At 73.4% G+C, this 26,887-nt stretch carries 26 protein-coding genes, 5 tRNA genes and 2 pseudogenes; 19 read left to right on the top strand and 14 right to left on the bottom strand.

Translation table 11 applies throughout. The features are described from left to right. The first annotated feature begins 115 nt into the window (after positions 1 to 115). The 9 genes and pseudogenes from DKT69_RS28720 to DKT69_RS40230 all read left to right on the top strand — a co-directional run. A complete protein-coding gene (locus tag DKT69_RS28720) occupies positions 116 to 682 on the top strand; it encodes a TetR/AcrR family transcriptional regulator (protein ID WP_109804595.1) in 567 nt (188 codons plus the stop codon). Continuing rightward, positions 679 to 831, top strand: a complete 153-nt coding sequence (locus DKT69_RS38595; protein ID WP_161557974.1) for a hypothetical protein — start codon at positions 679 to 681, stop codon at positions 829 to 831. Before DKT69_RS28720 ends, DKT69_RS38595 begins: the two co-directional genes overlap by 4 nt. 73 nt (positions 832 to 904) lie before the next feature. After that, entirely contained in the window at positions 905 to 2,236 is a 1,332-nt protein-coding gene (locus DKT69_RS28715) for an RNA-guided endonuclease InsQ/TnpB family protein (RefSeq protein WP_109804594.1), read from the top strand. Then, entirely contained in the window at positions 2,212 to 2,415 is a 204-nt protein-coding gene (locus DKT69_RS40890; protein ID WP_109804593.1) for a hypothetical protein, read from the top strand. Before DKT69_RS28715 ends, DKT69_RS40890 begins: the two co-directional genes overlap by 25 nt. Next, a complete protein-coding gene (locus tag DKT69_RS38590) occupies positions 2,412 to 2,549 on the top strand; it encodes a hypothetical protein (protein ID WP_161557972.1) in 138 nt (45 codons plus the stop codon). Before DKT69_RS40890 ends, DKT69_RS38590 begins: the two co-directional genes overlap by 4 nt. 90 nt (positions 2,550 to 2,639) lie before the next feature. Then, on the top strand, positions 2,640 to 3,470 hold the full coding sequence (locus DKT69_RS28705) for a universal stress protein (RefSeq protein ID WP_109804592.1): 831 nt from the start codon (positions 2,640 to 2,642) through the stop codon (positions 3,468 to 3,470). A 127-nt stretch (positions 3,471 to 3,597) separates the two neighbouring features. Continuing rightward, positions 3,598 to 6,000: a phosphoketolase family protein gene (locus tag DKT69_RS28700; RefSeq protein ID WP_109804591.1), complete on the top strand. Its 2,403-nt coding sequence runs from the start codon at positions 3,598 to 3,600 to the stop codon at positions 5,998 to 6,000. Between the two features lie 31 nt (positions 6,001 to 6,031). Then, a complete protein-coding gene (locus DKT69_RS28695; RefSeq protein ID WP_109804590.1) occupies positions 6,032 to 6,898 on the top strand; it encodes a universal stress protein in 867 nt (288 codons plus the stop codon). A gap of 112 nt (positions 6,899 to 7,010) precedes the next feature. After that, positions 7,011 to 7,200 (top strand): annotated as a pseudogene (locus DKT69_RS40230) (ATPase); the annotation flags it as partial. Between the two features lie 31 nt (positions 7,201 to 7,231). Here the strand turns inward: DKT69_RS40230 and DKT69_RS28685 are convergent. Continuing rightward, positions 7,232 to 7,870 carry a response regulator gene (locus DKT69_RS28685; RefSeq protein ID WP_109804589.1) on the bottom strand — a complete coding sequence of 213 codons (639 nt, stop codon included), beginning with the start codon at positions 7,868 to 7,870 and terminating at the stop codon, positions 7,232 to 7,234. A gap of 186 nt (positions 7,871 to 8,056) precedes the next feature. On the opposite strand from DKT69_RS28685, the pseudogene DKT69_RS28680 reads away from it, so the two are divergent. Next, positions 8,057 to 9,030, top strand: a pseudogene (locus DKT69_RS28680) (Acg family FMN-binding oxidoreductase). A gap of 60 nt (positions 9,031 to 9,090) precedes the next feature. Here DKT69_RS28680 and DKT69_RS28675 read toward each other — a convergent pair. Then, positions 9,091 to 10,107 (bottom strand): NAD-dependent epimerase/dehydratase family protein, encoded by a 1,017-nt coding sequence (locus DKT69_RS28675; RefSeq protein ID WP_109804588.1) that lies wholly within the window; start codon positions 10,105 to 10,107, stop codon positions 9,091 to 9,093. Positions 10,108 to 10,639: 532 nt separating this feature from the next. Here DKT69_RS28675 and DKT69_RS28670 point away from each other — a divergent pair. After that, a complete protein-coding gene (locus DKT69_RS28670) occupies positions 10,640 to 11,230 on the top strand; it encodes a hypothetical protein (protein WP_109804587.1) in 591 nt (196 codons plus the stop codon). A gap of 211 nt (positions 11,231 to 11,441) precedes the next feature. On the opposite strand, the gene DKT69_RS28665 is transcribed toward DKT69_RS28670, so the two are convergent. Together DKT69_RS28665 and DKT69_RS28660 are read right to left on the bottom strand one after the other, a co-directional pair. Continuing rightward, positions 11,442 to 13,088, bottom strand: coding sequence for a PKD domain-containing protein (locus tag DKT69_RS28665; protein ID WP_109804586.1), 1,647 nt, complete (start codon positions 13,086 to 13,088; stop codon positions 11,442 to 11,444). A 348-nt stretch (positions 13,089 to 13,436) separates the two neighbouring features. Beyond that, on the bottom strand, positions 13,437 to 13,967 hold the full coding sequence (locus DKT69_RS28660; RefSeq protein WP_109804585.1) for a PadR family transcriptional regulator: 531 nt from the start codon (positions 13,965 to 13,967) through the stop codon (positions 13,437 to 13,439). 56 nt (positions 13,968 to 14,023) lie between these two features. Here DKT69_RS28660 and DKT69_RS28655 point away from each other — a divergent pair, with 56 nt between their 5' ends. Further along, on the top strand, positions 14,024 to 14,800 hold the full coding sequence (locus DKT69_RS28655; RefSeq protein ID WP_109804584.1) for an alpha/beta fold hydrolase: 777 nt from the start codon (positions 14,024 to 14,026) through the stop codon (positions 14,798 to 14,800). A 167-nt stretch (positions 14,801 to 14,967) separates the two neighbouring features. Here DKT69_RS28655 and DKT69_RS28650 read toward each other — a convergent pair. Both DKT69_RS28650 and DKT69_RS28645 read right to left on the bottom strand, forming a co-directional pair. Then, a tRNA-Val gene (locus DKT69_RS28650) sits at positions 14,968 to 15,042 on the bottom strand. A 60-nt stretch (positions 15,043 to 15,102) separates the two neighbouring features. Next, positions 15,103 to 15,175 (bottom strand) — tRNA-Gly (locus DKT69_RS28645). Positions 15,176 to 15,325: 150 nt separating this feature from the next. Between DKT69_RS28645 and DKT69_RS28640 the strand changes: the two genes are divergently transcribed. Next, positions 15,326 to 15,565, top strand: a complete 240-nt coding sequence (locus DKT69_RS28640) for a DUF6458 family protein (RefSeq protein ID WP_109804583.1) — start codon at positions 15,326 to 15,328, stop codon at positions 15,563 to 15,565. 106 nt (positions 15,566 to 15,671) lie between these two features. On the opposite strand, the gene DKT69_RS28635 is transcribed toward DKT69_RS28640, so the two are convergent. After that, positions 15,672 to 16,490 (bottom strand): isocitrate lyase/PEP mutase family protein, encoded by an 819-nt coding sequence (locus DKT69_RS28635; protein ID WP_109804582.1) that lies wholly within the window; start codon positions 16,488 to 16,490, stop codon positions 15,672 to 15,674. Between the two features lie 69 nt (positions 16,491 to 16,559). On the opposite strand from DKT69_RS28635, the gene DKT69_RS28630 reads away from it, so the two are divergent. Then, on the top strand, positions 16,560 to 17,540 hold the full coding sequence (locus tag DKT69_RS28630; RefSeq protein WP_109804581.1) for an ArsR/SmtB family transcription factor: 981 nt from the start codon (positions 16,560 to 16,562) through the stop codon (positions 17,538 to 17,540). A 71-nt stretch (positions 17,541 to 17,611) separates the two neighbouring features. On the opposite strand, the gene DKT69_RS28625 is transcribed toward DKT69_RS28630, so the two are convergent. The 3 genes from DKT69_RS28625 to DKT69_RS28615 all read right to left on the bottom strand — a co-directional run bounded on the left by DKT69_RS28625 (position 17,612) and on the right by DKT69_RS28615 (position 17,877). After that, positions 17,612 to 17,686 (bottom strand) — tRNA-Val (locus tag DKT69_RS28625). 13 nt (positions 17,687 to 17,699) lie between these two features. Beyond that, positions 17,700 to 17,770: transfer RNA gene (locus DKT69_RS28620), tRNA-Cys, on the bottom strand. 34 nt (positions 17,771 to 17,804) lie between these two features. Then, positions 17,805 to 17,877, bottom strand: a tRNA-Gly gene (locus DKT69_RS28615). A gap of 204 nt (positions 17,878 to 18,081) precedes the next feature. On the opposite strand from DKT69_RS28615, the gene DKT69_RS28610 reads away from it, so the two are divergent. Then, the gene (locus DKT69_RS28610; RefSeq protein ID WP_109804597.1) at positions 18,082 to 18,684 is read left to right on the top strand and encodes a TetR/AcrR family transcriptional regulator; all 603 of its coding nucleotides are present in this window, start codon (positions 18,082 to 18,084) and stop codon (positions 18,682 to 18,684) included. A 263-nt stretch (positions 18,685 to 18,947) separates the two neighbouring features. Here the strand turns inward: DKT69_RS28610 and DKT69_RS28605 are convergent, their stop codons facing one another. Continuing rightward, a complete protein-coding gene (locus tag DKT69_RS28605; RefSeq protein WP_201749910.1) occupies positions 18,948 to 20,294 on the bottom strand; it encodes an RNA-guided endonuclease InsQ/TnpB family protein in 1,347 nt (448 codons plus the stop codon). Between the two features lie 97 nt (positions 20,295 to 20,391). After that, positions 20,392 to 21,231 (bottom strand): hypothetical protein, encoded by an 840-nt coding sequence (locus tag DKT69_RS28600; RefSeq protein WP_236648414.1) that lies wholly within the window; start codon positions 21,229 to 21,231, stop codon positions 20,392 to 20,394. Positions 21,232 to 21,456: 225 nt separating this feature from the next. Between DKT69_RS28600 and DKT69_RS28595 the strand changes: the two genes are divergently transcribed. The 4 genes from DKT69_RS28595 (at position 21,457) to DKT69_RS28580 (ending at position 25,169) form a co-directional block, all read left to right on the top strand. After that, positions 21,457 to 22,125, top strand: a complete 669-nt coding sequence (locus DKT69_RS28595; protein WP_109804579.1) for a class I SAM-dependent methyltransferase — start codon at positions 21,457 to 21,459, stop codon at positions 22,123 to 22,125. Between the two features lie 9 nt (positions 22,126 to 22,134). Beyond that, positions 22,135 to 23,298, top strand: a complete 1,164-nt coding sequence (locus DKT69_RS28590) for a cytochrome P450 (RefSeq protein WP_109804578.1) — start codon at positions 22,135 to 22,137, stop codon at positions 23,296 to 23,298. A gap of 135 nt (positions 23,299 to 23,433) precedes the next feature. Then, positions 23,434 to 24,351 (top strand): ABC transporter ATP-binding protein, encoded by a 918-nt coding sequence (locus DKT69_RS28585; protein WP_109804596.1) that lies wholly within the window; start codon positions 23,434 to 23,436, stop codon positions 24,349 to 24,351. Further along, positions 24,348 to 25,169 (top strand): ABC transporter permease subunit, encoded by an 822-nt coding sequence (locus DKT69_RS28580; protein ID WP_109804577.1) that lies wholly within the window; start codon positions 24,348 to 24,350, stop codon positions 25,167 to 25,169. The genes DKT69_RS28585 and DKT69_RS28580 overlap by 4 nt, the downstream gene beginning before the upstream one ends. A gap of 33 nt (positions 25,170 to 25,202) precedes the next feature. Here DKT69_RS28580 and DKT69_RS28575 read toward each other — a convergent pair whose 3' ends face one another. Next, positions 25,203 to 25,880: a response regulator gene (locus DKT69_RS28575; protein WP_109804576.1), complete on the bottom strand. Its 678-nt coding sequence runs from the start codon at positions 25,878 to 25,880 to the stop codon at positions 25,203 to 25,205. Continuing rightward, a partial coding sequence (locus DKT69_RS38585; RefSeq protein ID WP_368666283.1) for a sensor histidine kinase occupies positions 25,877 to 26,887 on the bottom strand: 1,011 nt, incomplete at its 5' end. The genes DKT69_RS28575 and DKT69_RS38585, both read right to left, overlap by 4 nt.

Raw genomic sequence — 26,887 nt, 5'->3', positions numbered from 1 at the left:
GCGGAAGTCCGGCGCCGCCCCGGCGGCGCCGGACTTCCGCCGCGCCGCCGTCGCTGCCCGACTCCGACCGCGAACACCGTTGACGTCCTGACAATCTGTGCAAAACATTGTCAGCATGTCGAACGAACGGCTGGAGAAGATCCTCGCCGCCGCGTACGAGTGCTTCACCCGGCACGGCGTGCGACGCACGACGATGGACGACATCGCGGCCGCCGCCGGCATGTCCCGCCCCGCCGTCTACCAGTACGTCCGCAACAAGGACGACGCCTACCGGCGGCTCGCCGAGCGGCTGTTCGCCGGCTCCCTCGCCGACGCGCGGCAGGCCGCCGCGGCCCCCGGCGCGGACCTGGCACAACGGCTGCACGACGCGCTCGCGGCCAAGCTGGAACTGACGCTGCGACTGCACCGGGAAAGCCGGCACGCCGCCGAACTGCTCGACACCAGCACCCGGCTCACCGGGGACCTCGCCGAGGCGTACACCCGGGAACTGACCGACGTGGTGGCCGGCACGCTGGCCGACAGCGCCGGGCCGCGGGCCCGCGCGGCCGCCGACGTGCTGGTCGCGCTCACCCGCGGCCTGGAGGCCGACCTCACCGACCCCGACCTGCCCCGACGGCGGCTGCGCGACGGTGTCGCGCTGGTCGTCGCGGGCCTCGCCACCCACCCTGGAGCCCCGTCATGACCACCATGCTGATCACCGGCACCTCCTCCGGCATCGGCCGGGCCACCGTCCGCCGCCTGGCCCGCCGCCCCGACCTGACCGTCTACGCCACCGCTACCAGGGTGAACACCTTGTACCGGAACTTCGTCACGAAGGCCAAGTGGGCGTGAAGGACGAAGACGCAGTGCCTGGCAGTGCGGACGCTGCCGATGTCTGTCATATGCCGATGCCAGACTGTCCGATGTGCAGCTTCGGTACAACCACCGCGTCTACCCGCCGCCCGTCCAGCAGGCAGCGCTGGCGCGGGCGTTCGGGTGCGCGCGGGTGGTGTTCAACGACGGGCTGCGCGCACGCCGGGAAGCCCGCGAGGCGGGCGAGGCGTACCTGCCTGATGGTGAGCTGTCAAAGCGGGTCATCACCCAAGCGAAGCGGACGCCGGAACGGGCGTGGCTGGGCGAGGTGTCCGCGGTGGTGCTCCAGCAGGCCCTCGCGGACCTGAACAGCGCGTACCGCAACTTCTTCACCTCACTGTCTGGTAAGCGGAAGGGCCGCACGGTCGCGCCGCCGCGGTTCCGGTCTCGCAAGGACAACCGGCAGGCCATCCGGTTCACCAGAAATTCTCGATTCGCTGTGCTGGACAACGGCCGGCTCAGGTTGCCGAAGGTTGGGGACGTGCCGGTACGTTGGTCCCGGGCCTTGCCGGCTGAGCCGAGCTCAGTGACGGTGATCAAGGATGCGGGGGGTCGGTACTTCGCCTCGTTCGTGGTGCAAACGACTGAGGAGGAGACGCTGCCGCGGGTCGAGCCCGAGGTGGGCATCGACCTGGGGCTGACGCACTTCGCGGTCCTGTCCAACGGCAAGAAGATCACCGCGCCGAGGTTCCTGCGCCGGGCGGCGCGCAAGCTGCGCCGACTGCAGCAGGACCTGTCCCGCAAGCAGCGGGGCAGCAACAACCGCACCAAGGCCGTCGTCAAGGTCGCCAAGGCGCACGCCCGGGTGGCCGACAGCCGGCGGGACTGGCAGCACAAGCTCTCGACCCGGATCATCCGCGACAACCAAGCGGTGTACGTCGAGGACCTGTGCGTGACCGGTCTCGGCCGCACCCGGTTGGCGAAGTCGGTGCACGACGCCGGCTGGGCATCGTTCACGGCGATGTTGGAGTACAAGGCCGCACGGTACGGTCGCACCTTCCGCCGGATCGGCCGGTTCGTCCCCACATCGCAGACATGCTCTACGTGCGGGCGGCTCGACGGACCCAAACCGCTGTCCGTCCGGTCGTGGACCTGCCCATGCGGGGCGGTCCACGACCGGGACGTCAACGCGGCGATCAACATCCTCGCCCAGGGACGCTGGGAGAGCCTAAACGCCTGTGGAGCGCAGGTAAGACCGGCACCCGTGCCGGCACCACGCCGAGAAGCAGGAATCCACCCGCACACCGCGTGTTCCACACGCAACGTGGAGGGAATCTCCGCCCTTCAGGGCGGAGAGAACGTCAATACCACGCCAGCAAGTACGCGGGGGAGGCGATCTCCGACGCGCTGCGGCAGGAGGTGCGGCCGTTCGGCGTCGACGTGACGATCGTCGAGCCGGGGCTGATCCGGACCGGCTTCGGCTCGGTCGCCAGCGCCTCCCTCGGCGCCGGATCCGACCCGGCGGGGCCGTACCGGAAGATGGTCGCCTCCGTCGACGCGGTGATGGCGAAGTCGTACCGGAACAGGGCCCTCTCGGCCACGCCGGAGACGGTGGCCGGGTGATCGAACGGGCGGTGACCGCCCGCCGGCCGCGCACCCGCTACCTGGTCACCGCCGCCGCCCGGGCCATGGTGCACACCCGCCGGCTCCTCGGCGCCCGGTTCTTCGACGCGGTGAACCGGCTCCAGTTCCGCTGACCGATCCCGCCCCGGGTGGGCACGGCCCCGACTACCGTGGGTAAGGAAATCGTGGTCGTGCCGTACGCGGCGCCGGGGAGGTGAGGCGGGATGGCCGCACCCACCCACGGGGCCGTCGTGGTCGGCGTCGGGTCGTCGGAGGAGGACCTCCAGGTCGTCCGGGAGGCCGCCGGCGAGGCGGCCGCCCACGACCGCCCGCTGCACCTGCTGCACGCCTTCAACTGGACGGCAGCGCTGGAGGCGCCGTCCGTGGCCGGGTCGCGCGCCGCGGCGGAGGACCTGCTCGAACGGGCCGGCCAGGTCGCCGGCGAGGTCGAGCCGGCGGTCCCGGTGAGCGGCGAGATCGTCGAGGGCTCCCCCGTCGACGCCCTGATCCGCGCCTCGGATTCGGCGTTCATGGTGGCACTCGGTGACGGCGGGATGGCCGACTGCCCGGACTGCGTACCGGCCGACGCGCCCGCCGTGCAACTCGCCGCCCGGGCCGGCTGCCCGGTGCTGGTCGGCCGGGCCGGGCCGGCACCGCAGGGACCGGTGCTGGTCGGAGTGGACGGCTCGTCGAGCTCCCAGGCCGCCCTGGGTTTCGCCTTCGACTGCGCCCGACGCCGGTCCGCCCGGCTGCTCGCCGTGCGGGTGGTCGAGCCCGACCGGCCGGACGACGGAGAAGAGGTGCTCACCGCGGCGGTGGCCCGGCACGCCCAGCGGTACCCGTCCGTGGCCGCGGAGTGCCACACCGTCCGCGGGGACCCCGGCGCCGTCCTGATCGAACAGTCCCGGTCCGCGCAGGTGGCGCTCGTCGGCGCGCGCGGGGACGAACCGTGGCGGGGCATGCTCGGCGAGGTCAGCCAGACCCTGCTCTACCACTCACCGGCCCCGGTGATCGTCGTCCGTGGGCTGGACCCCACACCGCCGCTCGGGACATGACGCCCTCCGGTCCCGGGACCAACGACCCTGATCAGATCCCCGGACCCGGGGCGAAGCTGGGCGGCCCGGGGGCGGATTCCCGCCTTCGGGTGGCAGAAGACCCCGAGCCGCGAGAGGCTAACGCAGCATGGACACCGCTCTCGACCTGCACAGCCCACTGGCCGAAGACGAGCTGCGCCGGATTGACGCCTACTGGCGGGCGGCGAACTACCTCACCGTCGGGCAGATCTACCTGCTCGACAACCCGCTGCTCCGCGAGCCACTGAAGCCGGAGCATGTCAAGCCCCGGCTGCTCGGCCACTGGGGCACCGGCCCCGGCCTCAACCTGATCTACGCGCACCTCAACCGGATCATCGTCAACCGCGACCTCAGCGTCATCTATATCACCGGCCCGGGGCACGGCGGGCCGGCCCTGGTGGCGAACACCTGGCTGGAGGGTACCTACAGCGAGCTCTACCACTCGGTCAGCCGGGACGAGGTGGGCATGCAGCGGCTGTTCCGCCAGTTCTCCTTCCCCGGCGGCATCCCCAGCCATGTGGCGCCGGAGGTGCCGGGTTCGATCCACGAGGGCGGCGAGCTCGGGTACGCGCTCAGCCACGCGTACGGCGCCGCGTTCGACAACCCGGACCTGCTGGTCGCCTGCGTGATCGGCGACGGTGAGGCGGAGACCGGCCCGCTGGCCGGAAGCTGGCTGTCCAACGTCTTCCTCAACCCGGCCCGCGACGGCGCGGTGCTGCCCATCCTGCACCTGAACGGCTACAAGATCGCAAGCCCGACGGTGCTGGAACGGATCCCCACCGACGACCTGCTCGGTCTGATGCGCGGCTACGGATACGAGCCGTACATCGTCTCCGGCGACGACCCGACCCGGGTGCACCAGAGCCTCGCCGCCACGCTGGAGCGGGCGGTCGACGAGATCGCCGAGATCCAGCGCCGGGCCCGCTCCGGCGGCGATGTCGAGCGCCCCCGCTGGCCAATGATCATCCTCCGGACGCCGAAGGGCTGGACCGGCCCGCGGAAGGTCCACGGCAAGCAGGTCGAGGGGACCTTCCGCGCTCACCAGGTGCCCATCGACGGGGTGCGGAAGGATCCGGAGGCCCTGGCCGAGCTGGAGCGCTGGCTCCGCAGCTACCGGCCGGAGGAACTCTTCGACGCCACCGGCGCCCCGGTCGCCGAGCTGACCTCGCTGCCTCCGAGGGGGAACCGGCGGATGAGCGCCAATCCGGTCACCAACGGCGGCCAGGTGCTGCGCGACCTGGACCTGCCGGACTTCCGCGCCTACGCGGTCGACGTCAAGCAGCCGGGCGAGCCCATGGTCGGCTCCACCGGCGTGCTTGGCCAGTGGGTCCGCGACGTGATCACCGCCAACCCGCAGAACTTCCGCCTGTTCGGTCCCGACGAGGTCGCCTCCAACCGGCTGGGCGCCGCCTTCGAGGTCACCGACCGGGCGTTCGTCGGCAACACGGTCCCCGGCGACGACCACCTCTCCCCGGACGGCCGGGTGATGGAGGTGCTCTCCGAGCACCTCTGCCAGGGCTGGCTGGAGGGCTACCTGCTCACCGGCCGGCACGGCATCTTCACCAGCTACGAGGCCTTCATCCACATCGTCGACTCGATGGTCAACCAGCACGCCAAGTGGCTGAAGGTGACCCGCGGCATCCAGTGGCGGCAGCCCCTGGCCTCGCTCAACTACCTGCTCTCCAGCCACGTGTGGCAGCAGGACCACAACGGCTTCTCGCACCAGGACCCGGGCTTCATCGACCACGTGGTCAACAAGAAGGCCGAGGTGGTCCGGGTCTACCTGCCGCCGGACGCCAACACCCTGCTCTCCACCATGGACCACTGCCTGCGCAGCCGGCACTACATCAACGTCGTGGTGGCCGGCAAGCAGCCGGCGCCGAACTGGCTGAGCATGGACGAGGCCGTCCAGCACGCCAGGCGGGGCCTGGGCATCTGGGACTGGGCCAGCACCGACCAGGGCACCGAGCCGGACGTGGTGCTCGCCTGCGCCGGCGATGTGCCGACCCTGGAGACGCTGGCCGCGGCCGACCTGCTCCGCCAGCACCTGCCCGAGCTGAAGGTGCGGGTGGTCAACGTGGTCGACCTGATGCGCCTCCAGCCGCCCACGGAGCACCCGCACGGCCTGCCGGACAGCGAGTTCGACACCATCTTCACCCGCGACCGGCAGATCATCTTCGCGTACCACGGCTATCCGTGGCTGATCCACCGGCTCACCTACCGCCGGACCAACCACGACAACCTGCACGTACGCGGCTACAAGGAGGAGGGCACCACCACCACGCCGTTCGACCTGGTGATGCTCAACGACCTGGACCGCTTCCACCTCGTCATCGACGTCATCGACCGGGTGCCCGGGCTCGCCTCGCGCGCCGCCCACCTCCGCCAGGACATGGTCGACGCCCGGCAGGCCTGCCGCGACTACACCCGCCGGTACGGCGAGGACGCCCCCCTGGTCGCCGAGTGGCGTTGGATCCGCGAGACCGAACCCGGCCTGCGGAGCGGTCAGTGAGCGGGCTCGCGGGCGAACCGGGGGCGGCCCGGTGAGCGGGGACGAGATCCTGGTCGGCTACGACGGCTCCGCCGACGCCACAGTCGCCCTGGACTGGGCCCTGGACGAGGCGGGCCGCTCCGGCCGGCCGATCCGCCTGGCGTACGTCTTCGAATGGCTGACGGTGGCCGGTTGGATCGGTCCCGGGCTGGCGCCCGGCGTCTGGCCGGACGAGCACGCCCGGCGGCAGGTCGAGGAACTGGTCCGAAAGGCGGCGGCGGACGCCGCCGCCGAGCGGCCCGGGCTCACCGTGCACGCCGAGGTCTACGACGGCCCACCCGCCCTGCTGTTGCAGGAACGGTCCGCCGAGGCCGGGATGCTGGTCCTCGGCAGCCGCGGGCACGGCGGATTCGGCGGCCTGCTGGCCGGGTCCACCGCGGTGTCCGTCACCGCCCACGCGCACTGCCCGGTGGTGGTGGTCCGGGACGGCCACACCGCCACCTCCGGGCCGGTGGTGGTCGGCGTGGACGGCTCGGAGTCCTCGCTCCGGGCGCTCGGCTTCGCCGTCGAGCGGGCGGCGCAGCGGGACGTGCCGCTGCGGGTGATCCGGGTGTGGGAGCCGCCCGGCGAGCGGTGGGTGCCGCCGGGCTTCGACCCGGAGGAGGCGACCGCCACCGAGCGGGCGGCGGCCGAGGAGGAGCTGGCCCGGTGGCGGGAGAGTTTCCCGGACGTCGAGGTCGACCTGCGGGTGTCGCCCGGCAACCCGGCCGGCCTGCTGGTCGACGCGAGCGGCGAGGCGCAGCTCGTGGTGGTGGGCAGCCGCGGTCGGGGCGGGCTGCGCGGGATGCTGCTCGGCTCGGTGAGCCAGCAGCTGCTGCACCACGCGCACTGCCCGGTCGCGGTGGTCCGGGAACGCTGAACACGCCGCCAGCAGCCCGGCCCACCGCTCGCCGGGCTGGCGAGAAGTAGTCGACCAGCTGGGAGGGGTCGAAGGGCCCGGTGGCGGGGGACCTGCGCACCGTGCGACCGGCGTGGCGGTCAAGGCCGACGCCGGCTGGGTGAGCGTGACGGTCACCGACGACGGCGTCGGCTGCGACCCTGAGGCGGCCCGCAGCGGCCTCGTGAACCTCCGCGAGCGGGCCGAACGGCGGCGACTTCCAGCTCAGCCGGGTGATCCCGCACGGCACCGAGGTGCGCTGGAGCGTCCCGCTGCGCGACTGACCGGAGCGTCGCGGCGGGGGGCCGGGGCGGGTCAGTGGGCCTTGCCGAGCAGCCGGGTGGCGAGCACCGCGGCCTGGGTACGCCGTTCCAGGCCGAGCTTGGCCAGCACGCTGGAGACGTAGTTCATCACGGTCTTCTCCGCCAGGAACATCTTGCCGGCGATCTCCCGGTTGGTGAGCCCCTCCGCCACGTACTCCAGGATCCGCCGCTCCTGCTCGGTGAGGGACTTCAGCTCGCGCGGCTGCTCGACGCCGTTGCGGATCCGCTCCAGCACCCGGGTGGTGATCGCCGGGTCGAGCAGCGACTGCCCGGCCGCCACCCGGCGCACCGCGTCCACCAGGTCGGTGCTGCGGATCTGCTTGAGCACGTACCCGGCGGCGCCCGCCATGATCGCCGCGAAGAGCGCCTCGTCGTCCTCGTATGAGGTGAGGATCAATCCCTTGATCGAGGAGTCCATGGCCCGGACGTCCCGGCACACGTCGATGCCGTTGCCGTCGAGCAGCCGGGCGTCGAGGATCGCCACGTCGGGGCGGAGCGCGGGGATGCGGCGGGCCGCCTCCTGGGCGGAGCCGGACTCACCGACCACCTCGATGTCGCCGCTGCTCTGGAGCAGATCGGCAAGGCCACGACGGACGACCTCATGGTCGTCGAGCAGGAACACCCGGATCATCCCTCGTGTCTACCCGGTCGCCGCCGACTTCCGCACGGGCCGAAGGTCCCTACCGTGCCGCCCCGCCGCCGGGCGGTCGGCCCCACCAGGGGGACCTCCGGCCCTGCCCGGGCCGGCCCGGTCTGCCGCACCGTGGGGATGGAACACCCGGAGGGCGGCACGACCTGCCACGGAAGGAGCAAGACCATGAACACCGGCTTCACCGTCGAGCAGCTCAGGGCCGCCGCCTCCGACGCCGTCCGGGCGCCGTCACTGCACAACACCCAGCCGTGGCGGTTCCGGCTGCCGGACGCGGGATCGAGCTTTCCGTCGACCCGCTGCGCCGGCTGCCCGCCACCGACCCGAGCGGCTGGGGCGCCCGGATCGCCTGCGGGGCGGCCCTGTTCAACCTGCGGCTGGCCCTCGCGGTGGCCGGCACGCCGGCCACGGTCCGGCTGCGCCCGTACCCGGCGGAGCCGGACGTGGTGGCCCGGCTGGTCCCCGACCTGCCGCGCCGCCCCACCCCGACGGAGCAGAGCCTGCACGGGGCCATCCGCCGCCGGTTCAGCAACCGCGCGCCGTTCTGGCCCGACCCGGTCCCCGCCGACGCCCGTTGGCGGCTCGGCGAGGCGGCCCGGGCCGAACAGTGCTGGCTGGAGCTGGTCATCGGCACCAGCGCGGTCAACGCGTTCGCCGAGATCGCCCGCAGCGCCCACCGGGTGCTCGAACGCGACCCCGCGTACGTGGCCGAGCGGCGCGCGTGGATCCGCTCGGAGCCCTCCCCGGACGGGGTGCCGGCCGCCGCCGGCGGTCCGCGGAGCGAACCGCAGGACCTGCTGCCGCAGCGCGGCTTCGGCGGGCGCAACCGCGCGCCGGGGCGGGACTTCGAACCGGAGCCCCTGGTCGCCGTGCTCGGATCGGCGGGGAACACCGCCACCGACCAGATCGTCGCCGGCCAGGCCCTGCAGCGGGTGCTGCTCACCGCCACCGACTCCGGGCTGAGCGTGTCGATGCTCTCCCAGCCGATCGAGGTGCCGGGGGCGCGGGAGGCGCTGCGGCTGTCCCTCGGCCGGTTCGGCATGCCGCAGATGGTGATGCGGATCGGGTACGGGCAGCCCGGCGCCGCCACCCCGCGCCGCTCCGTGGACGAGGTGCTCGACCTGCCGGTGGTGCCGGCCTGACCCGGACCGCCACGGCCCCGCTATGGCCGCCGCTGCCGGGAGCCCGGGTGGGGGGACCGGTCAGGCCGGCATGACACCGCCCGACACGGCGGCCAGCAACGCGGCCTCCCGCTCCGGGGCCAGGCCCACCGCCGCCCGCGCCGGTCGGCCCGCGCGCGGCGGGACCCGCTCCACCTCCCGCAGCCAGCGCCAGGTGTCGGCGACCGTCTCGGCCACCGGACGGCAGACGAGCCCCGCCGCGTACGCCCGGGTCACGTCGCGCTCCTGCAGCCAGCGGTACTCATGGCCGAGCGGGATCCAGACCGGCAGGTCGTTCCAGGGCACCACGCCGGCGGCGAGGATCGGCTCCGGGTCCGTCCAGCGCAGCACCGCGCCCGAGCCGGTGACCGCCACGGCCGCGTCGAGCAGCTCACCCATCGTCGCGTGCCCGGTGCGACCCACCACGTTGTACGCCCCGCCGACGCCCTCCGCGCCCCGGTCCAGCAGCCACCTGGCCAGGTCACGCACGTCCACGTACTGCAGCGGCAGGTCGCGCGGCCCGGGCGCCAGCACCTCGCCGCCCCGGGCGACGCGCCCCAGCCACCAGGGCAGCCGCCCGATGTCCTCCCCCGGCCCGAGGATCAGCCCGGCCCGGGCCAGCAACGCCCGATCACCGAAGATCTCCACCGCGGCCCGCTCACCGCCGGCCTTCAGTTGCGCGTAGTCGCCGTCGACCGCGTCGGCGGCCGCCTCGACCGTCGGCGCGTCCTCGTCCGAGCCCGGTTCGACGGGTTCGGCGTAGACGGAACCGCTGGACACGTAGACGTAGTGCGGCACCGAATCCACCAGCGCCCGCGCCGCGTCCCGTACCGCCCGGGGCGCACCGTCCCAGGTGTCCACCACCAGGTCCCACTCGCCGCCAACCAGCGCCGCCAGCCCGCCCGGCGCGGTCCGGTCACCCCGCAACCGGTGTACGCCCGCCGGCGCGTCGCCGTGCAGCCCCCGGTTGAACACCGTCACCGACCAGCCGCGGCGTACCGCCTCGGCCACGGTGGCCCCACCCACGAATCCCGTTCCGCCCAGCACCAGCAGTCTCATGCGTCCAGCCTGCCGGTGGGCCACGGTCAACGGGGAGGGGTGTTCACGTTGAGCGGATCTGCCCTGGGCAGAAGGGAGCCGGTCTGGGGGATGTCGCCGGGCATGGGGCCTCCCGATGGCGACATCGGCTCCGTGTCGCCGATGTGGCGGTGTCCGTTGGGCGTGGATACCACCGGATCGGGGATATGGTCCGGGCCGTCCGGTCCCGGCCGGCTGGCGGCTGCGCGGGTGCGCCGGATGTCCGTTCCGGGTGTGACCGGCGGCATCCTGAGGCCGGAATCGTGGCGGGGCCCGGGTCGTTATATCTCGCGTACGACCGAGTACCTGGCCCGCTCGACGGGCCGGACGGGCCCCGGGAATGATGGCGGGCCGGTGGTCGTTACACATGGTCCCGGCGCCGCGAAGAGGCCCCCGCCCCGCGGCTGGCACCGGGCAGAGACTTTCCCCCTTGCACTCTTTTGAGCGCCTGACGGTGCTTGCGCACGTCCCGGCCTCCACCGGGTGTGCGCCAACCCCCCAAGGAGCTTTTGTCATGAACACGATGCTGCGTAAGAGCGTTCTCGGTATTGCTGGTCTGGCCTTTACCGGTGGTGTGTTCGCCGGTCCGATCGCCGCGCACGCCGACACCGGCCCCGTCACCGCCAAGCCCGCCGCCGTGGCGGTGCAGGCCGACAAGCCGGACAGCTCGAAGCTGATTCCGCATGGTGTGCAGGGCGCCCAGTCGAAGATTGAGCTGAACGACGAGCAGACCGCCAACGCGGAGGCGATCATCGCGGCGACGAAGAAGGCGGGTCTGCCGGAGCGGGCGGCCGTGATCTCGATCGCCACGTCGCTGCAGGAGTCGAAGCTGGAGAACCTGGGTCACCTGGGTGACCGCAACGACCACGATTCGCTGGGCCTGTTCCAGCAGCGCCCGTCGAGTGGTTGGGGCACGCCGGAGCAGATCACCGACCCCGAGTACGCCACCCTGGCGTTCGAGAAGGGTCTCAAGCAGGTCGACGGGTGGCAGGACATGCCGCTGACCGAGGCCGCGCAGACGGTGCAGGTGTCGGCCTACCCGGACGCCTACGCCCAGTGGGAGCAGCAGGCCGCCCACCTGGTCGCCCAGCACTGGAACAGCTGACAAGCGAACAAAAGGCAAGAAGCCGCTGGCCGGCACCCCGGAGACACGGGGTGCCGGCCAGCGGCGTTTCCACGTACAAACACAAGACCGTGACGGCCGGGCGGACGGTGACCAACGTCAGGGCTGGGGGCGACCGTCCCCGGCGCAGGGATCAAGCCTGACCGCCCGAAGCCGGGGACGGTCGCCCCAGCCCCACACCGCAACCGACGAATCAGACCGGCCGGAGGATCAGAGTCCACGTCGTCGTGGTGGTGCTGGCGGCCGCGCCGGAAGCGGTCAGGCCGCCGTAGCTGCCGGCCGGCACCGTGCTCCCGGAGTCGGCGAGCAGCGCCGTGACCCGTCCCCCGCCGGTCTGCGAGCTGTTGCTGCGCACCTCCACCCCGGCCGGCGGGGTCAGCGCGGTGGAGAGCCCGTCGCCGTGCATCCAGTACGACACGCCCCAGCTCTGCGCCGCGGTCACCGTCGCGTACGGGGTGACCCGGGCGGCAGAACTGGCCGGGTCGGTGGCGCGGGCGAACGTCGGCGCGACGGCCTCCACGCCCCGGTAGGCGGCGACGACCAGGTTGCCCTTGGACTGCGCGTCCAGCGCCACCCGTACGGTCGATCCGGCGTCGCCCGTGGCCGCGACCTTCCACCAGGCCGTGGTGGTGGCGAAGCCGCCGTCGAACCGGTCCAGCTGGGTCCAGCCGGTGACCCCGGTGGGTTGCCCCGTGCCGGCGTGGGTGTTCTGGCTGAGGAAGAGCAGCAGGGTGTCCCCGGGCTGCACGGTCGACGGCACCGTCACGGCGTGGCTGGTCCAGTTGGCGTTCGCGGTGGCCTGACCGACGAAGGCGATCCGCTCGGCGACCGGCGCGACGGTGACCTGGGCGGTCGCCGTCCCGGTGGCGCCCCGGTCGTCGGTGACGGTGAGCGTGACCGGGTAGGTGCCGGCCGCCGCGTACGTGTGGGAGGTGGTCGGCACGGAGACGGTGTCGGCGGTGGATCCGTCGCCGAAGTCCCAGCGGTGGTCCTGGATCGCGCCGTCGGCGTCGGTGGAGCCGGCGGCGGAGAAGGAGCAGACCAGCCCGGAACACGACGGCGCGAGGTTGGCCACCGGCGGCTGGTTGGCGGTGCCGCCCGCCCCCTTCAGGATCTTGACGTAGTCGATGTCGCCGGCGAAGTAGTCGCAGGTGACCTTCACGCCGTCGCACTGGCTCTTGCCGCCGATGGAGAACTGCCAGTTGTTCGCGATGGTGCCGGTCGGCCCGGTCAGCCGGCTCTTCCGCACCCCGTCGACGTACATCTCCACATAGCTGGAGGTGCGGTTGCAGGTGACCGTGTGCCACTGCCCGTCGGCGATCGACACGTCCGTGTAGCCGGTACGCGAGGAGCCGTCCCCGCCGCGGAACAGGCACTTCGGCTTGCCGCTGGGCGCCTCGAACTTCCAGTAGCCGCCGGCCGTGTTGCCCTGCCCCTTCTGGAGGATGTTGCCGAAGGAGTATGTCGTCCGGTAGCGGATGGTGAACGAGAAGTCGCCGGCGTCCGGGTTGAACTCGGTGCTGTGCGGGACCAGGTTGACGTGCCCGGGGACGTACTCCATGTCGGTGGGCAGGTGGGTGGCGAACCGGTGGACGGTCGCACCGTCGTACCGGGCCCCGGTCACCACCTCGGTGCCGATCGCGCCGTTCCGGCCGTTGCCGCTGCTGTCCTGGAGGACGGTGGCCCCGGCCGGCTCGTCCATGCTCCAGAACGCCACCGTCCGGGTGGCGGTCGCCTGCGCGGGCGCGTCCGCGACCACGATGCCCACTGTGGTCAGCAGGGCGGCGGCGCCCAGCCGACCGACCGTACGCCGCCAACGTCGTCCCGTGCCTGACCGCATGCGATAGCCTCCCTGGTCCGCGAGCCCTCACCCTGTCACGGGCCGGGCCAGCCGTTCCATGGCCCGTTGGGCGGATCCGGGAGCCATCGTCGGCGGTGCGGGATGACCGATGTGGGCAAGGGCGGGGGGCCGGTCGCGGTCGGCCGGGACCGACTGATGGGACGGGCCCGGCGATCGGCCCGGCACGCGCGACGAGCGGCCGGGAGGCCCGGAAACCCGCCGCGGAGCACGCACGTGGACCGGCCGGCCCCAGGGCCCGGTCACCGCGCTCCACGCCGAGCGCACGCAGGCCTGCGGCCAGTCGGGCGAGCCGGACGGCGGACTCGGACACCGACCGCACCCGTTCTCCTATGAGACCTGGGTCAGGGTCGCCAGTGTCTCGCGAAGCCACTTCAGCTCGGTACGCGTCGTCGCGGTGGCGATCGTGAACAGCCCTTGTCGGAAGGGGTCGTCGAAGTCGGCGGCGCGCAGTGGCCGATCGCCGTCCCAGAAGAAGCTGGCTGGCTGCGTGAGGAAGTCAAGCCGACGCTGCAACACGGCGGCCTGTGCCGCCGGGTCATCCAGGTGGCGCAGGAAGGCCAGCAGGGCAAACCACCTGTTTTCGTCGGTGATGAACAGCTCGTCGGGTTCACGGAGCCGGTCGAGCAGCGCTTTCTTGCCTTCGGAGGTCAGCGACAGCATGTGCCGGGGTGCGGCAACCTGGCCGGGTTGGAGTTCCCGGGTGAGCAGCCCTGCGGCTTCCATGCGCTTGAGCAGGGGGTAGAGGGTGCCGTCGGCGATGGGGCGCACGTGTCCGGTCAGGGCGGCGATGCGTTTCCGCAGGTCGTACCCGTGGAGCCGCTCGTCGTAGAGGAAACCGAGGATCACCAGTTCCAGCATGATCTAGATCATACCTCGTTGCCATGATACCTCGGATACGAGATATCTTTCGCGCTATGCATAGCGCTCAGATAGCTCCTGACGGCTCCCGCATTCGCTGGGCGGAGATCCCCGGCGCCGAGCCGACTCGCGTCTACATCCACGGCCTGGGAGCCAGCTCGACGCCGTACTACGCCCAGCCGCTCGCGCATCCAGCCCTTTCCGGCCACCGCTCGCTCCTCATCGACATGCTGGGCTTCGGCATCAGCGACCGGCCGGCCCATGCGGCGTACACGCTGGAAATGCACGCGGACGGCCTGGCCCGTGCGCTGGAGCAAGCCGCGGTGAGCGACGCCGACGTGGTCGCGCACAGCATGGGCGGCACGGTCGCGATCATGCTCGCCGCACGCCACCCCCAGCTGGTACGCCGACTCGTGCTCGTCGACCCCGCCCTCGACCCGGTGCACCCGCTGCCGACCAGGAAGCGACCGGGCAGTTCCGGCATCGGCGTCTATCACACCGAGAAGGAGTTCCTCGACCACGGCTGGGACGAGACGCTGGAGTTCGTCGGGCCGGAGTGGGCGGCCACGATGCGACTGGCCGGGCCACAGGCGCTCTACCGCAGTGCCATGAACCTGCTGCGCGGCACCATGCCCACGGTGCGCGAGCACCTGGACGAGCTGACCATCCCCCGCACCCTCCTGTACCCGGCGGCTGACGGGCCGCGCTTCGACGCAGACCGGCTCGCGGCCTCGGGTGTCGAGGTGGTGGCGATTCCCAACTGCGGCCACAACATCATGCTGGACAACGTGGCAGGCTTCGCCCTCGCGGTAAGGGCCGCCCTCCGTGACTAGGACTCCATCGCGCGCCTTCCGCCGCGCGCGATTGGGACGATGCACGCTGCGGTTCGCGCCCGGCTGACCGGCCACGTCCGCCCTAGCGGACTCCTGGCTGGTGCTCGGAACATGAAGCCCAGCTCATCGAGCCAGGCCGTCAAAAGAGGTAGATGTCCGAATTTTACTGGTGGGCGATACTGGGTTTGAACCAGTGACCTCTTCCGTGTCAAGGAAGCGCGCTCCCACTGCGCCAATCGCCCGCGCGCGCCGGCTGGAGAGACCAGCACCGACGACGGTCGACCCCCGAGGGGCGGATCGCGAGCGGACGACGGGATTCGAACCCGCGACCCTCACCTTGGCAAGGTGATGCGCTACCAGCTGCGCTACGTCCGCGTGCCGCCGACTTGCGTCGGCGACGGGGGGAACTCTACCCGATCGCAAGATCGCTCGGGACGCCCCCACCCCGGCCCGGTGATTGCGCCGCTGACCACCTGGGTACTGACTGCTTTCGACAGCGCACCACGTCCCCTGAAGGAGGCTGTCGTGGGAATCGGTACCAGCATCTTCCTGATCGCGGTCGGCGCGATCCTCACGTTCGCGTTGGACGCCAGCATCGGCGGGGTCAACCTCGACGTCGTCGGCTGGATCCTGATGGCCGCCGGCGTGCTCGGCCTCATCATGACGACCCTGGTCTGGGGCCGTCGCCGCGAGGTGGTCAGCACCACCGAGCCGGTCGAGTACCGGCAGGTCGAGGAGCGCCGGGACGTCGGCCCGCCGCTGTGACCCGACGGACCCGGGGCCGGCGGGGCTGATCGGTCGCGGGACACCACGAACGCGTACGAGGTGGGTGCGGGCCGCTACGGCCGGGCACCCACCTCGTGTCCCGTTTTCAGCCGCGCATCAGCTCGTTCAACGCGCCGTAGTCGAACGCGCCGGCCAGCGCGTCGTACGTCCCGGCGCCGAACGTCTCCTCGGCGGCCCGGCGGGCCACCACGTACGCGGCCTCGGCGACCGAGGAGCCGAGGCTGATCCGGGCCACCCCGAGGCGGGCCAGCTCGGGCACCGCCGGGGCGCCCGGCCCGGCCAGCACGTTCAGCGGGGCCGGAATGGCCGCGACCAGGGCGACCACCGTCTCCGGGTTGACCGTCCCGGGCACGAACACCCCGTCCGCGCCGGCGGCCAGGTAGGCCCGGGCCCGCGCCACCGTCTCCGCGACGCCGCCGACACCGCGCAGGAAGGTGTCGATCCGGGCGTTGACGTACAGCGGCACGCCGGCCTGCTCCGCCGCGGCCCGGACGGCGGCCAGCCGGGCGCACTGGTCCGCCACCTCGCGCAGCGGCCCGCCCCCGTCGTGGCGGGCGTCCTCGACGTTGACGCCCACCGCCCCCGCGGCCACCACCGCCCGTACGGTCGCGGCCACCTCGCCGGCGGTGTCGCCGTACCCGGACTCGATGTCGGCGGTGACCGGCACCGGCACCGCGGCGGCCACCCGGCGGACCAGGTCGACGGCCGCCTCGCGGCCGAGGGCGTCGCCGTCCGGCGCGCCGAGGCTCCAGGCGACCCCGGCGCTGGTGGTGGCGACCGCGCGGGCGCCGGCGGCCGCGACGATCCGGGCGCTCGCCGCATCCCAGGCGTTCACCAGGACCAGCGGCTCGCCGGGGACGTGCAGGGAACGGAAGTGCAGGGCTCGGGTGTGTTGATCGTTCACCCGGCCAGTCTGGGTCCGCGCCACCGACGGACGTAATGTTTCAGTCCCAGCTGAAACGAGGAGGGCGGCATGGTCGCCATCGGCCTGTCGGCGAACGCCGTGGCGCGGGTCCGCTTCGCCCTCTCCTGCCTCTGGGAAGTCGTCGCCAGCGTGCGGGTCCTCCGCGACCCGGGCGACCACGCGGTCCACCTGCCCTGGATGAACCGGGTCCGGTCCCGGCTGGCCGAGGCCGGGCTGGCCGGCCCCGACGCCGGCCTGCTCTGGCACCTGGTGCCGCCCGCGCCGGGCTACCTGGCCGACTTCCTCACCCCACCGCCGGCCGGCCTCACCCCCGACCTGGGGCAGGAGCTGGCCGCGCTGCGCGCCACCCCGCCCGACACGGTCCGCGCCCAGCTCGACCTCTACCCCGGCGCCCGGCCGGCGGCGCTGGCCGCCCTGTACGCGGACCCGGCGGACGGGCTGCGCCGGCTGGCCGAGGAGACCGGGACGTACTGGCGGCTGGCCCTGGCCGCGGACTGGCCCCGGATCCGGGCGCTGCTCGACGCGGAGGTGTTCCGGCGGGCCCGCCGGCTGGCCGAGGAGGGCGCCGCCGGGCTGCTCAACGACCTGCACGAGCGGGTCCGTTGGGAGGGCGACGCCCTGCTGATCAGCCAGCGGCACTGCGCCGCGCCGGACGTGCCGGAGGGCAGCGGGCTGGTCCTGGTCCCGTCGGTCTTCGTCTGGCCGTCCGTGCTCAGCATCGCGGCGGGAGACGTACCGCAGCTGGCATACCCCGCGCGGGGCCTCGGCACGCTGTGGGAGTGCCCGCCGGCGGCGCCGGACGCCCTGGGCGCGGTGCTCGGCCGGGGTCGGGCCCGGCTGCTCGCCGAGCTGGACGCGCCGCGGTCGACCACCGAGCTGGCCCGGCGGACGGGCATGTCCCCCGCGGGCGTGTCCCAGCACCTCGCCACGCTGCGCGCCGCGGGCCTGGTGGTGACGCACCGGGCCGGTCGGTCGCTGCTGAGCAGCCGGACGCCCGTCGCGGAGGCGCTGCTGACCGCCCCCGGGTGAGCGGGCCGGCACCGGGAGAAACAGAAAGGCTCGTCACCGTTGTCCGGTGACGAGCCGTCTGCTCATCGAACTGGTGGGCGATACTGGGTTTGAACCAGTGACCTCTTCCGTGTCAAGGAAGCGCGCTCCCACTGCGCCAATCGCCCTCGTCAACTGCCGAGGTGGAGACGGGATTTGAACCCGTGTACACGGCTTTGCAGGCCGTTGCCTCGCCTCTCGGCCACTCCACCGAGGTTGCCCCCGTCATGCGTGGCGGCAGCTCCGAGCGGACGACGGGATTCGAACCCGCGACCCTCACCTTGGCAAGGTGATGCGCTACCAGCTGCGCTACGTCCGCGTGCCCCCGGTTGTTTCCGGGTGACGGATGAGAACTTTAGCCGAGGCCGGGAACGGTTGCCAAATCGGGGGGTCCCCCGGCGCGTCCCACCCGGGCTGGACCGAACTCGCCGGAGGAGTTCTGTCGGGTTTGCGACTCGCTGTCCGGTCCGACCGGCCGAGTCGGTAACTCCCTGTGCTCATATCGATGGGCTACGGTAGCGGCGTGACGAGACGCGCCGCCGAGATCCGCCTGGATGCCCTGCTGCGCACGGCCTGTGACGTGATCGTGGAACGTGGCCTCGCCAACACCCGCACGGCCGACGTGGCCGAGGCCGCCGGGGTCAGCCAGGCCCTGGTCTTCTACCACTTCGCCACCAAGGAACGGCTGCTCGCGCAGGCGTTCGCGTACGCCGTCGAGCAGGACCTGGCCCGGCTCGACGCGGTGGTCCGCTCCACCGCCCCGCCGCTGACCAAGCTGCGGCGGATGCTGCGCCTCTACACCCCGGCCGGCCGGTCGACCTCCTGGTCCATCTGGATCGAAGGGTGGGCCGAGTCGCTGCGCACCCCCGAGCTGGAGAAGGCGTCCCGCCGCCTCGACCTGCGGTGGCGGCAGGACCTGGCCAAGGTGATCTCCGACGGGGTGGCCGACGGCACCTTCGAGTGTGCCGACCCGGCCGGCGCAGCGTGGCGGATCAACGCCGTGATGGACGGCCTCGCGGTGCAGCTCGCGGTGCACGAGCGGGTGCTCACCCGCCGCCAGCTCACCGAGTGGATCCGCCTGGTCGCCGCCCGCGAGCTCGGCCTGGAACCCGCCCAGCTGGACTGATCCCGGCCGCCCGGCGCCGGCCGCCCGCCCTGGTGGTGCGACGTCCGGCCGGCGCGGCCAGGGGGTCAGCCGGCGTACGGCTCGGGGGTGGGGGCCGCGGGGCGACGGCGCTGGCGCTCCCCGCAGCCCACAAGCCGGTCGGGGCGAGAGCCGGCCTTCGAGAGCCAGCGCTCCGTCGTATCCCGCATGGGGCCCAGCTTGTGAGCTGTGTTGATGGCGATGCCTCTGACGCACCCGCCGGCGGGCGACCGGGCTGGCCTCGTCTAGCCAGGACAGCTCGCCGCGGGCACAGACGGCGCAGGAGAGCGCCAGGGCGGCGTACTGGGCGGGCAGGTAGAGGTAGGTGAGCCAGCGGTATTGACGCTCTCTCCGCCCCGAGAGACGGGGATTCCTTCCGCGCTGCGCGTGGAACCGCGCGTAGCGCCTGGGTGGATTCCTGCTTCTCGGCGCTGTGCCAGCACGGGTGCCGGTCTTACCTGCGCTCCACAGGCGTTTAGGCTCTCGGCGCGTCCCGCCGCGAGCACATTTCTGGCCGCGTTGATGTCCCGGTCGTGGACAGTCCCGCAGGGGCAGGTCCACGACCGGATGTGCAACGGTTTGGGTCCGTCGACACGGCCGCACACCGAGCACCTCTGAGACGTGGGCGCGAACCGGCCGATGCGGGCGAAGGTCCGCCCGTATCGGACGGCTTTGTATTCCAACATGTGAACGAACTGCGCCCAGCCGGCGTCGTGCACGGATTTCGCCAACCGAGTCCGGGCGATACCAGTCACGCACAGGTCCTCGACGTACACCGCTTGGCTGTCGCGGATGATCCGTGTCGAGAGCTTGTGCTGCCAGTCCCGCCGGGTGTCCGCCACCCGGACGTGCGCCCGGGCGACTTTTACGACGGCCTTCTTGCGATTTGCGCTGCCCCGCTGCTTGCGGGACAGGTCCTGCTGCAAACGGCGCAATTTGCGGGCGGCGCGGCGCAGGAACTTCGGCGCCGTCACCTTCGTGCCGTTGGACAGGACCGCGAAATGGGTCAGACCCAGGTCGATACCCACCTCGACACCGGCCGGGGGAAGCGGGTCGTCGGTGGTGGTCACCACGAACGAGGCGAAGTACCGGCCCGCCGCGTCCCGGATGATCGTCACGCTGGACGGGTCAGTCGGCAACACCCGGGACCACCGCACCGCCACGTCACCGATCTTCGGCAGTCTCAGCCGCCCGTTGTCCAGCAGCCGGAAGCGGGAGTTCTTGGTGAAGCGGATGGCCTGCCGGTTGTCCTTGCGGGACCGGAACCGGGGCGGGGCGACCTTGGGGCCTTTGCGCTTGTCAGACAGTGAGGTGAAGAAGTTCCGGTACGCCGTGTTGAGGTCCGCGAGGGCCTGCTGGAGCACCACCGCGGACACCTCGCAAAGCCACGCTCGTTCCGGTGTGCGCTTGGCCCGGGTGATGACCCGCTTCGACAGTTCGCCGTCCGGCACGTACGGCTCGTCGTTCTCCCTGGCCGCCTGCCGTACGCGCAGCCCGTCGTTGAACACCACCCGCGCACATCCGAACGCCCGCGCCAACGCCGCCTGCTGGCCCGGCGTCGGATAGACCCGGTAGTTGTACCGAAGCTGCACATCAGACACTCTTCCATCGCCCTATGACACAAATTGACGATGTTCATTGCAGCCGGAGGTCTCCCTCCCGGCCCCGGCCACCCCCGATCGGCGACCCCTACCGCCACCGCCGCGCCGGCGGGCGCTCGAAGGCCAGGCCCGGGTCGCCGTCCGCCGCCGCGTTACCGTCCGAGCGCACCAGATGCCGCAGCCGCAACAGCAGACCCGCGCCGAGGAAGAGGAGCAGGCCGCCGAGCAGGAAGGCGCCCTGCACCACCCCGAACCGACCGGACTGCGCCACCGGCCGGCCCGCCGCACCCGGCGGCGGCAGTTCGGCCACCGCCTCGTCGCTCGGCGTCGCGTACTCGCCGGTCTCGTCCGCCGCCGGCTCCGAGGCGGCCGGGTCACGCGGCGGGGCGGAGCTCTGCGTCTCGCTCGGCGTCGCCGCGACCTCCTCCCCGATCACCTGCCGCGTCGCCGTCTGCCGGGCGAGCAGGCGCAGGTTCTCGTCGTACGCCTCGGCGGCGAAGCTCACCCGCCCCCGGGTGACGTCCTCGGCGAAGGCCACCCGGTAGCGGGCGGTGACCGTCCGCCCGGGGCAGAGCGTCCCCGGGTCCAACTGCCGGTCGGTCAGCCGGGCCACGTCCCCCTCGGTGCGGATCTCCAGCGGGAACGAGCCGCTGTCCTCCACCCGGTCCACCGTCACCTGGTCCAGCCGCAGGCCCTGCACGCCGAGCACCATCGACCAGCGCACCTTGACGCAGTCACCACCGTCCGACCGGGAGACCACGGCGGAGACGGTCTCCGCCCCGTCGCCGGCGGTGAACTCGTCCGGCAGCCCGCTCAGCTCGGTGGCGAAGCCGGCCGCCGCCCGCGCCGGCGCGGTCGCGCCCAGACCCGCCCCCGACAGACAGGCCAGCACCACCCCGATCCGCAGCGCGTTCCGCCACACGCTCACCACCGCCTCGTCCTGCCGTCGGTCGCGTCCACCTGGCAACGCTATGAGCGGTCCGGACAAGCCGGTAGACGGGCGTGTTCGCACCGATCGCCAAGCGCGGGGGGCGACTTCACGGGCAGTGGTGAACCGGTCACCCGGCCGCCGCGACACGCCCGGGATCCTGTTCGGCCGCCGGTCCTGGGGCCCGCCCGGCGGCCGGACCGGTGCCGGGGGCAGAATCACCGGGTGTCCGACCTGTCCGCGGCCTTCGTCCGGCTGCACGCCCGGCTCGCCCCGGTCGCCTTCGTCCCCGAGGTGCGGCTGCACCAGGCCGACGAGCCGATCGGGCTGTGGGAGCTGACCGAGGGCGAGTTCCGCAGCGCCCAACCCCCGCCGTTCTGGGCCTTCGCCTGGGCCGGCGGGCAGGGCCTGGCCCGCTACGTCACCGACCATCCGGACCTGGTCGCCGGCCGCCGGGTGCTGGACCTCGCCGCCGGCTCCGGTCTCGTCGCCATCGCGGCCGCCCGCGCCGGCGCGGCGTCCGTCCGCGCCGTCGAGGTCGACGAGCGGGCCGTCGCGGCCGTCGCGCTCAACGCCGAGGCCAACGGGGTACGCGTCGACGCCGAGCTCGGCGACATCCTCGACGGCGATGCCGGGGCCGCCGAGGTGGTGCTGGCCGGTGACGTCTTCTACAGCGAGGCGATGGCCCGGCGGGTGCTGCGTTTCCTGCTCCGCGCCGCCCGGTCCGGCGCCCGCGTGCTGGTCGGCGACCCGGGGCGGGCCTTCCTGCCCCGGGAGCGTTTCCGCCGGCTGGCCGCGTACGACGTGCCGGTGCCGGAGGCGCTGGAGAGCGTACGGGTGAAGCGCACCACCGTGTGGGAGCTGGATCCCGCGCCCCCGGGGGCCGCCCGCTAGCGTGTCGGCGTGCTGTTCCGGGGCTGGGGTGAGTCCGTCGACCGGCGGTGGCCGGACCTGGCGACCGTCGTCGACCACGTCGGCGTCGGGCACCTGGTGGTCACCCGGCACGCGCTGGTCAAGCAGGTGCTCACCGACCCGGTCACCTTCCGGCCGGACAACGCCCTCGACGCGGTCACGCCGATGCCGGTGGCCGCCCTGCGGGTGCTCGCCGGGCACCGCTTCCGGCTGCCGCCGACCCTGGCCAACAACTCCGGCGCCAGCCACCCGGAGATCCGCGGCATCGTCGCCGACGCGCTGCACCCCACCCGCGTCGCGGCGCAGCAGCCCTGGCTGACCGCGCTGGTCCGGGACCGGGTGGCCCGGCTCACCGCCGACCTCGACGCGGGACGCGCCGTCGACCTGTACGCCGAACTCGCCGCCGACCTGCCATTGCTGGTGCTGGCCCGCCTCGTGGAACTGCCGGACGCCCCGGTCGGCGCGGTCAAGGACTTCGCCCGGGCCGCGCTCGAGCTGTTCTGGGCTCCGCTGGACGCCGAGCGTCAGCGCGCGCTCGCCACCGAGGTCGGCCGGTTCCACACCGTGCTGCGCGGGTTCGCCGCCACCGGCGGCGGGCTGGCCGCCCGGCTGCGGGCCGCCGGGCACTCCCCCGACGTGGTGGTGGGCGCGCTGTTCTTCCTGCTGGTCGCCGGCCAGGAGACCACCTCGCAGTTCCTCACCCTGCTGCTGCACCGGCTGACCGGCGAGCCCGAGGTGCGCGCGGGGCTGCGCGCCGGCGAGGTCGCCGCCGCCGACGTGGTCGAGGAGGGGCTGCGGCTGGAGCCGCCAATCGTCACCTGGCGGCGGGTGGCCGCGGTGGACACCACGCTGGGCGGTACGACGGTGCCGGCCGGCACCAGCATCGTGGCGTGGCTGGCCCGGGCCGGCCGGGACCCCGAGGTGGTGGCCGCCCCGGCCGACTTCCGGCCCGGACAGCCCGGTTCGCGCCGGCACCTGGCCTTCGGGGCGGGCGCGCACCGCTGCGTGGGGGCGCAACTGGCCCGGATGGAGGCGGCGGTGGTGGTCGCCGAGGCGGCCCCGCTGCTCGACGGGCTGACCGTGGTCCGCCCGCCCTGGTGCCCGGACAACCTGACCTTCCGGATGCCGGACGCGTTCGTCATCCGCCGCGCCTGACCGCTCCGACGCCGCTGCCGGCCCTCCGGTGCCGTCGTTGACCGCCCGCCGGTCCTGACGAAAGTCGGGGTCGGTCGACGGCGATCGGCAGCGGTGCGGCGGTGGGTCCGGTTCGTACCGTCGGCGCAACGTGGGTTGACGAAACGGTTCGGGGGGACGACGGCGGTCGACGGCCTGACCGTCGACATCGCGCCCGGGCGGGTGACCGGCTTCCTCGGCCCGAACGGCGCGGGCAAGTCCACCACCATGCGGATGGTCCTCGGGCTGGACCGGCCGACCGCCGGCGAGGCCCTGGTCGACGGTCGGCCGTACCGGGCCCTGCGACACCCGTTGCACGAGGTGGGGGCGCTGCTGGACGCGACCGGCGTCCACCCGGCCCGGTCCGGCCGGGCGCACCTGCGCGCCATGGCCCGCAGCAACGGCATCCCGCTGCGCCGGGTCGACGAGGTGCTCGGCCTGGCCGGCCTCGACGGACGCGCCGCGGACAAGCTGGGCCGCTCGCTCTCCCTCGGCATGGCGCAGCGGCTCGGCATCGCGGGCGCGCTGCTCGGCGACCCGCCCGTGCTGCTCTTCGACGAGCCGGTCAACGGGTTGGACCCCGACGGGGTGCGCTGGATCCGGGGGCTGACCCGGACGCTGGCCGGCGAGGGGCGGACCGTCCTGGTCTCCAGCCACCTGATGAGCGAGATGCAACAGACCGCCGACCAGCTCCTCGTGATCGGCCGGGGCCGGCTGATCGCCGACGCGCCGGTCGCCGAGCTGATCGCCGCCAGCGCGAGCGCCGCGGTCCTGGTCCGCGGTCCGCAACCGGTGGCGCTGGCCGCGCTGGGCGAGCGGCTGGCGGCCGAGGGGGCCACGGTGACCCCGCACGGCGCCGACGGCCTGACCGTCGCGGGCGCCGCCGCCGAGCGGGTCGGCGACCTGGCGTACGAGCTGGGGGTGCGGCTGCACGAGCTGACGCCGGTGACCGGCTCGCTGGAGCAGGCGTTCATGGAACTCACCGCCGACAGCGTCGAGTACGCCGGCGGCGCCGTCGGAAGCGAGGCCCGATGACCACCCCCCGCACCGTCGCCCCCGCCCGACCGGCGTCCCGACCCGTCCCGGCGGGCGGCCCATTCACCGGCGCGGTGGCCGCCGAGTGGACCAAGCTCTGGTCCGTCCGGTCCACCTGGTGGACGCTGCTGGCCGGCGTGCTGGTGATGGCGGCCACCGCCGGGCAGCTCGCCATCTACGCGGCCAACGCCAACACCGACGACGACCCGGCCAACAACCCGGGCGTCGTCACCGTCGGCAGCATCGTGATCGGTTCCCTGGACCTCACCCAGTACGCCGTCCTGGCCCTCGGGCTGCTCACTGTCACCTCCGAGTACGCGACCGGCACCATCCGGACCACGCTGCGCTGCACCCCGTCGCGCGGCCGGATGCTGCTGGCCAAGGCGGTCGTGGTGGCGGTGGTGACGTTCCTGTTCGGACTGCTGCTCGGCGGCGTCGGCGCGCTGGTGGCGGGACCGGTGCTGGGCGGGTGGGGCCGCGTACCGGTGGCCGGGACGCTGGGCGACGCGCTGGCCGCCGCGGTCTACCTGGCGCTGGTCGCGGTGCTGGCGCTGGGTCTGACGGCGGCGCTGCGCGGTGCGGTGCTCACCCTGACCGTGCTGCTCGCCGCGCTGATGATCGTGCCGCTGTCGCTCCAGGAGCCGCGGATCACGGTGCTCACCCGGATCGCCGACGCCTTCCCCGGCGTCGCCGGCGCGCACTTCATGGCCGGGGACACCGACCCGTACCCGGCGGCGGCGGGAGTGTTGCTGCTCGCCGGCTGGACGGTCGCCGCGCTGGCCCTCGGCCGGGCCGCGCTCCGGCGGCGGGACGCCTGACCCGCCGCGGGACGGGGGTCGGGGCGGGGCTGGTCAGCCGGTCGGCGGGACCAGCCCCGCCTCGTACGCCAGGATCGCCGCCTGCACCCGGTTACGGACGTCGAGCCGGGTGAAGATGCTGGTCAGGTAGCTCTTCACGGTGCCCTCGACCAGATGCAGCCGGCGGGCGATCTCGGCGTTCGACAGCCCCGCACCGACCAGCGCCAGTACCTCCCGTTCGCGCTCGGTCAGGCCGGCGAGCCGGTCCCGGGCGTACGGGCCGCGGGCCAGCCGGCCGCCGGTCAGCTCGATCACCCGCCGGGCCACCCGGGGCGACAGGTACGCCCCGCCGTCGGCCACCGCCCGGACCCCGGCCAGCAGCTCGCGCGGATCGCCGGCCTTGAGCAGGAACCCGCTCGCCCCGTGTCCCAGCGCCCGGGCCACGTGGTCGTCCTCGCCGAACGTGGTCAGCATGACGCTGGCCGTCTCCGGCACCAGCCGCCGGATCTCCGCGGCCGCGCCGATCCCGTCCAGCCGCGGCATCCGGATGTCCAGCAGGGCGACCCGGGGGCGGTGGGCGCGGACGAGTTCGACGGCGTCCCGGCCGTCGGCGGCCTCGCCGACCACCTCGATCCCCGGGTCCGCCGCCAGGATGGCCCGCACCCCGGCCCGGACCATGGCCTCGTCGTCGGCGAGCACGACCCGCACCGGGCGCTCGCGGTCCTCGCTCACCGGGTGATCCGCTCCTTGCTGGCCAGCCGGCCGTCGGCGAAGCAGAGCCGCCAGGTCGGCTCCGCGAAGGGGAAGTTGCCGTCGGTGTAGTACTCGCACCCGTCCGCCGCGTCGCCGTCCGGCGGCTCGGCCTGCCGCCGGGGCAGCCCCAGTCCGTCGCGCGGGTCGCCGACGCGCAGCCGCTCGTACCCGGGGCGGTCCAGCACGGCGCCGGCCGTGGCGAGCGGGTAGTAGACCAGCGACAGCACCAGGCCCAGCGTGACCGGGGCACCGAACGCGATCAGCAGGCTGCGCCGCACCTCGCGTCGGGCGTCGCGCAGCCGTCGCGCGGACTCGCCGGACCGATCGGTCGGCGCGGTCCCGGGCCGGCCGGGGATCGGCCGTCCGGCCAGGGTGTCGGGTGCCGGCCACCCGACCGCGGCATCGGGTGCCGGCCACCCGACCGCGACATCGGGCAGGACCGCCGGCGGGTCGTCGCCCGCCGGCCCGTCGACCGTCAGGGGCAGCCGGGCCGAGACGGCGAACCCGCCGTCGCGCGGGCCGGCGTCGAGGACCCCGCCGGTGAGGCGTACCCGCTCGCGCAGGGCGAGCAGACCCGAGCCGTGGGCGGGCGGGCCGGGCAGCGGCGGGCCCGCCGGCGGGGCGTTGACCACCCGCACGTCCACAGTGTCAGCGGCCGGGGCGAGGGTGACGGTGACCGCAGCGCCGGGGGCGTACCGGGCGGCGTTGGTCAACGCCTCACGGACCACCCGGTGCGCGGCGTGCGCGACCATCGGCGGCAGGTCCAGGTCGGCCGGCGCCCGCAGCTCCACCGTCATCCCGGCGTCGCGGGTGCCCTCCACCAGCTCCGCCAGGGTCTCGTCGGTCGGCCGGACGTCCGACGGCCGTTCCTCGCGCAGCACCCCGATGATCTCGTGCAGCCGCTCGGTCGCGGCGGCCACGCTGGCGCGCAGCTCACCGGCGGCGGCGCGGTGGGCGGGGGCGAGGTCGGCGGCGACCTCCAGCGC

The sequence above is a fragment of the Micromonospora sicca genome (assembly GCF_003172935.1).
Classification (GTDB): domain Bacteria; phylum Actinomycetota; class Actinomycetes; order Mycobacteriales; family Micromonosporaceae; genus Micromonospora; species Micromonospora sicca.
This window is presented reverse-complemented; position numbering and strand designations above follow the sequence as displayed.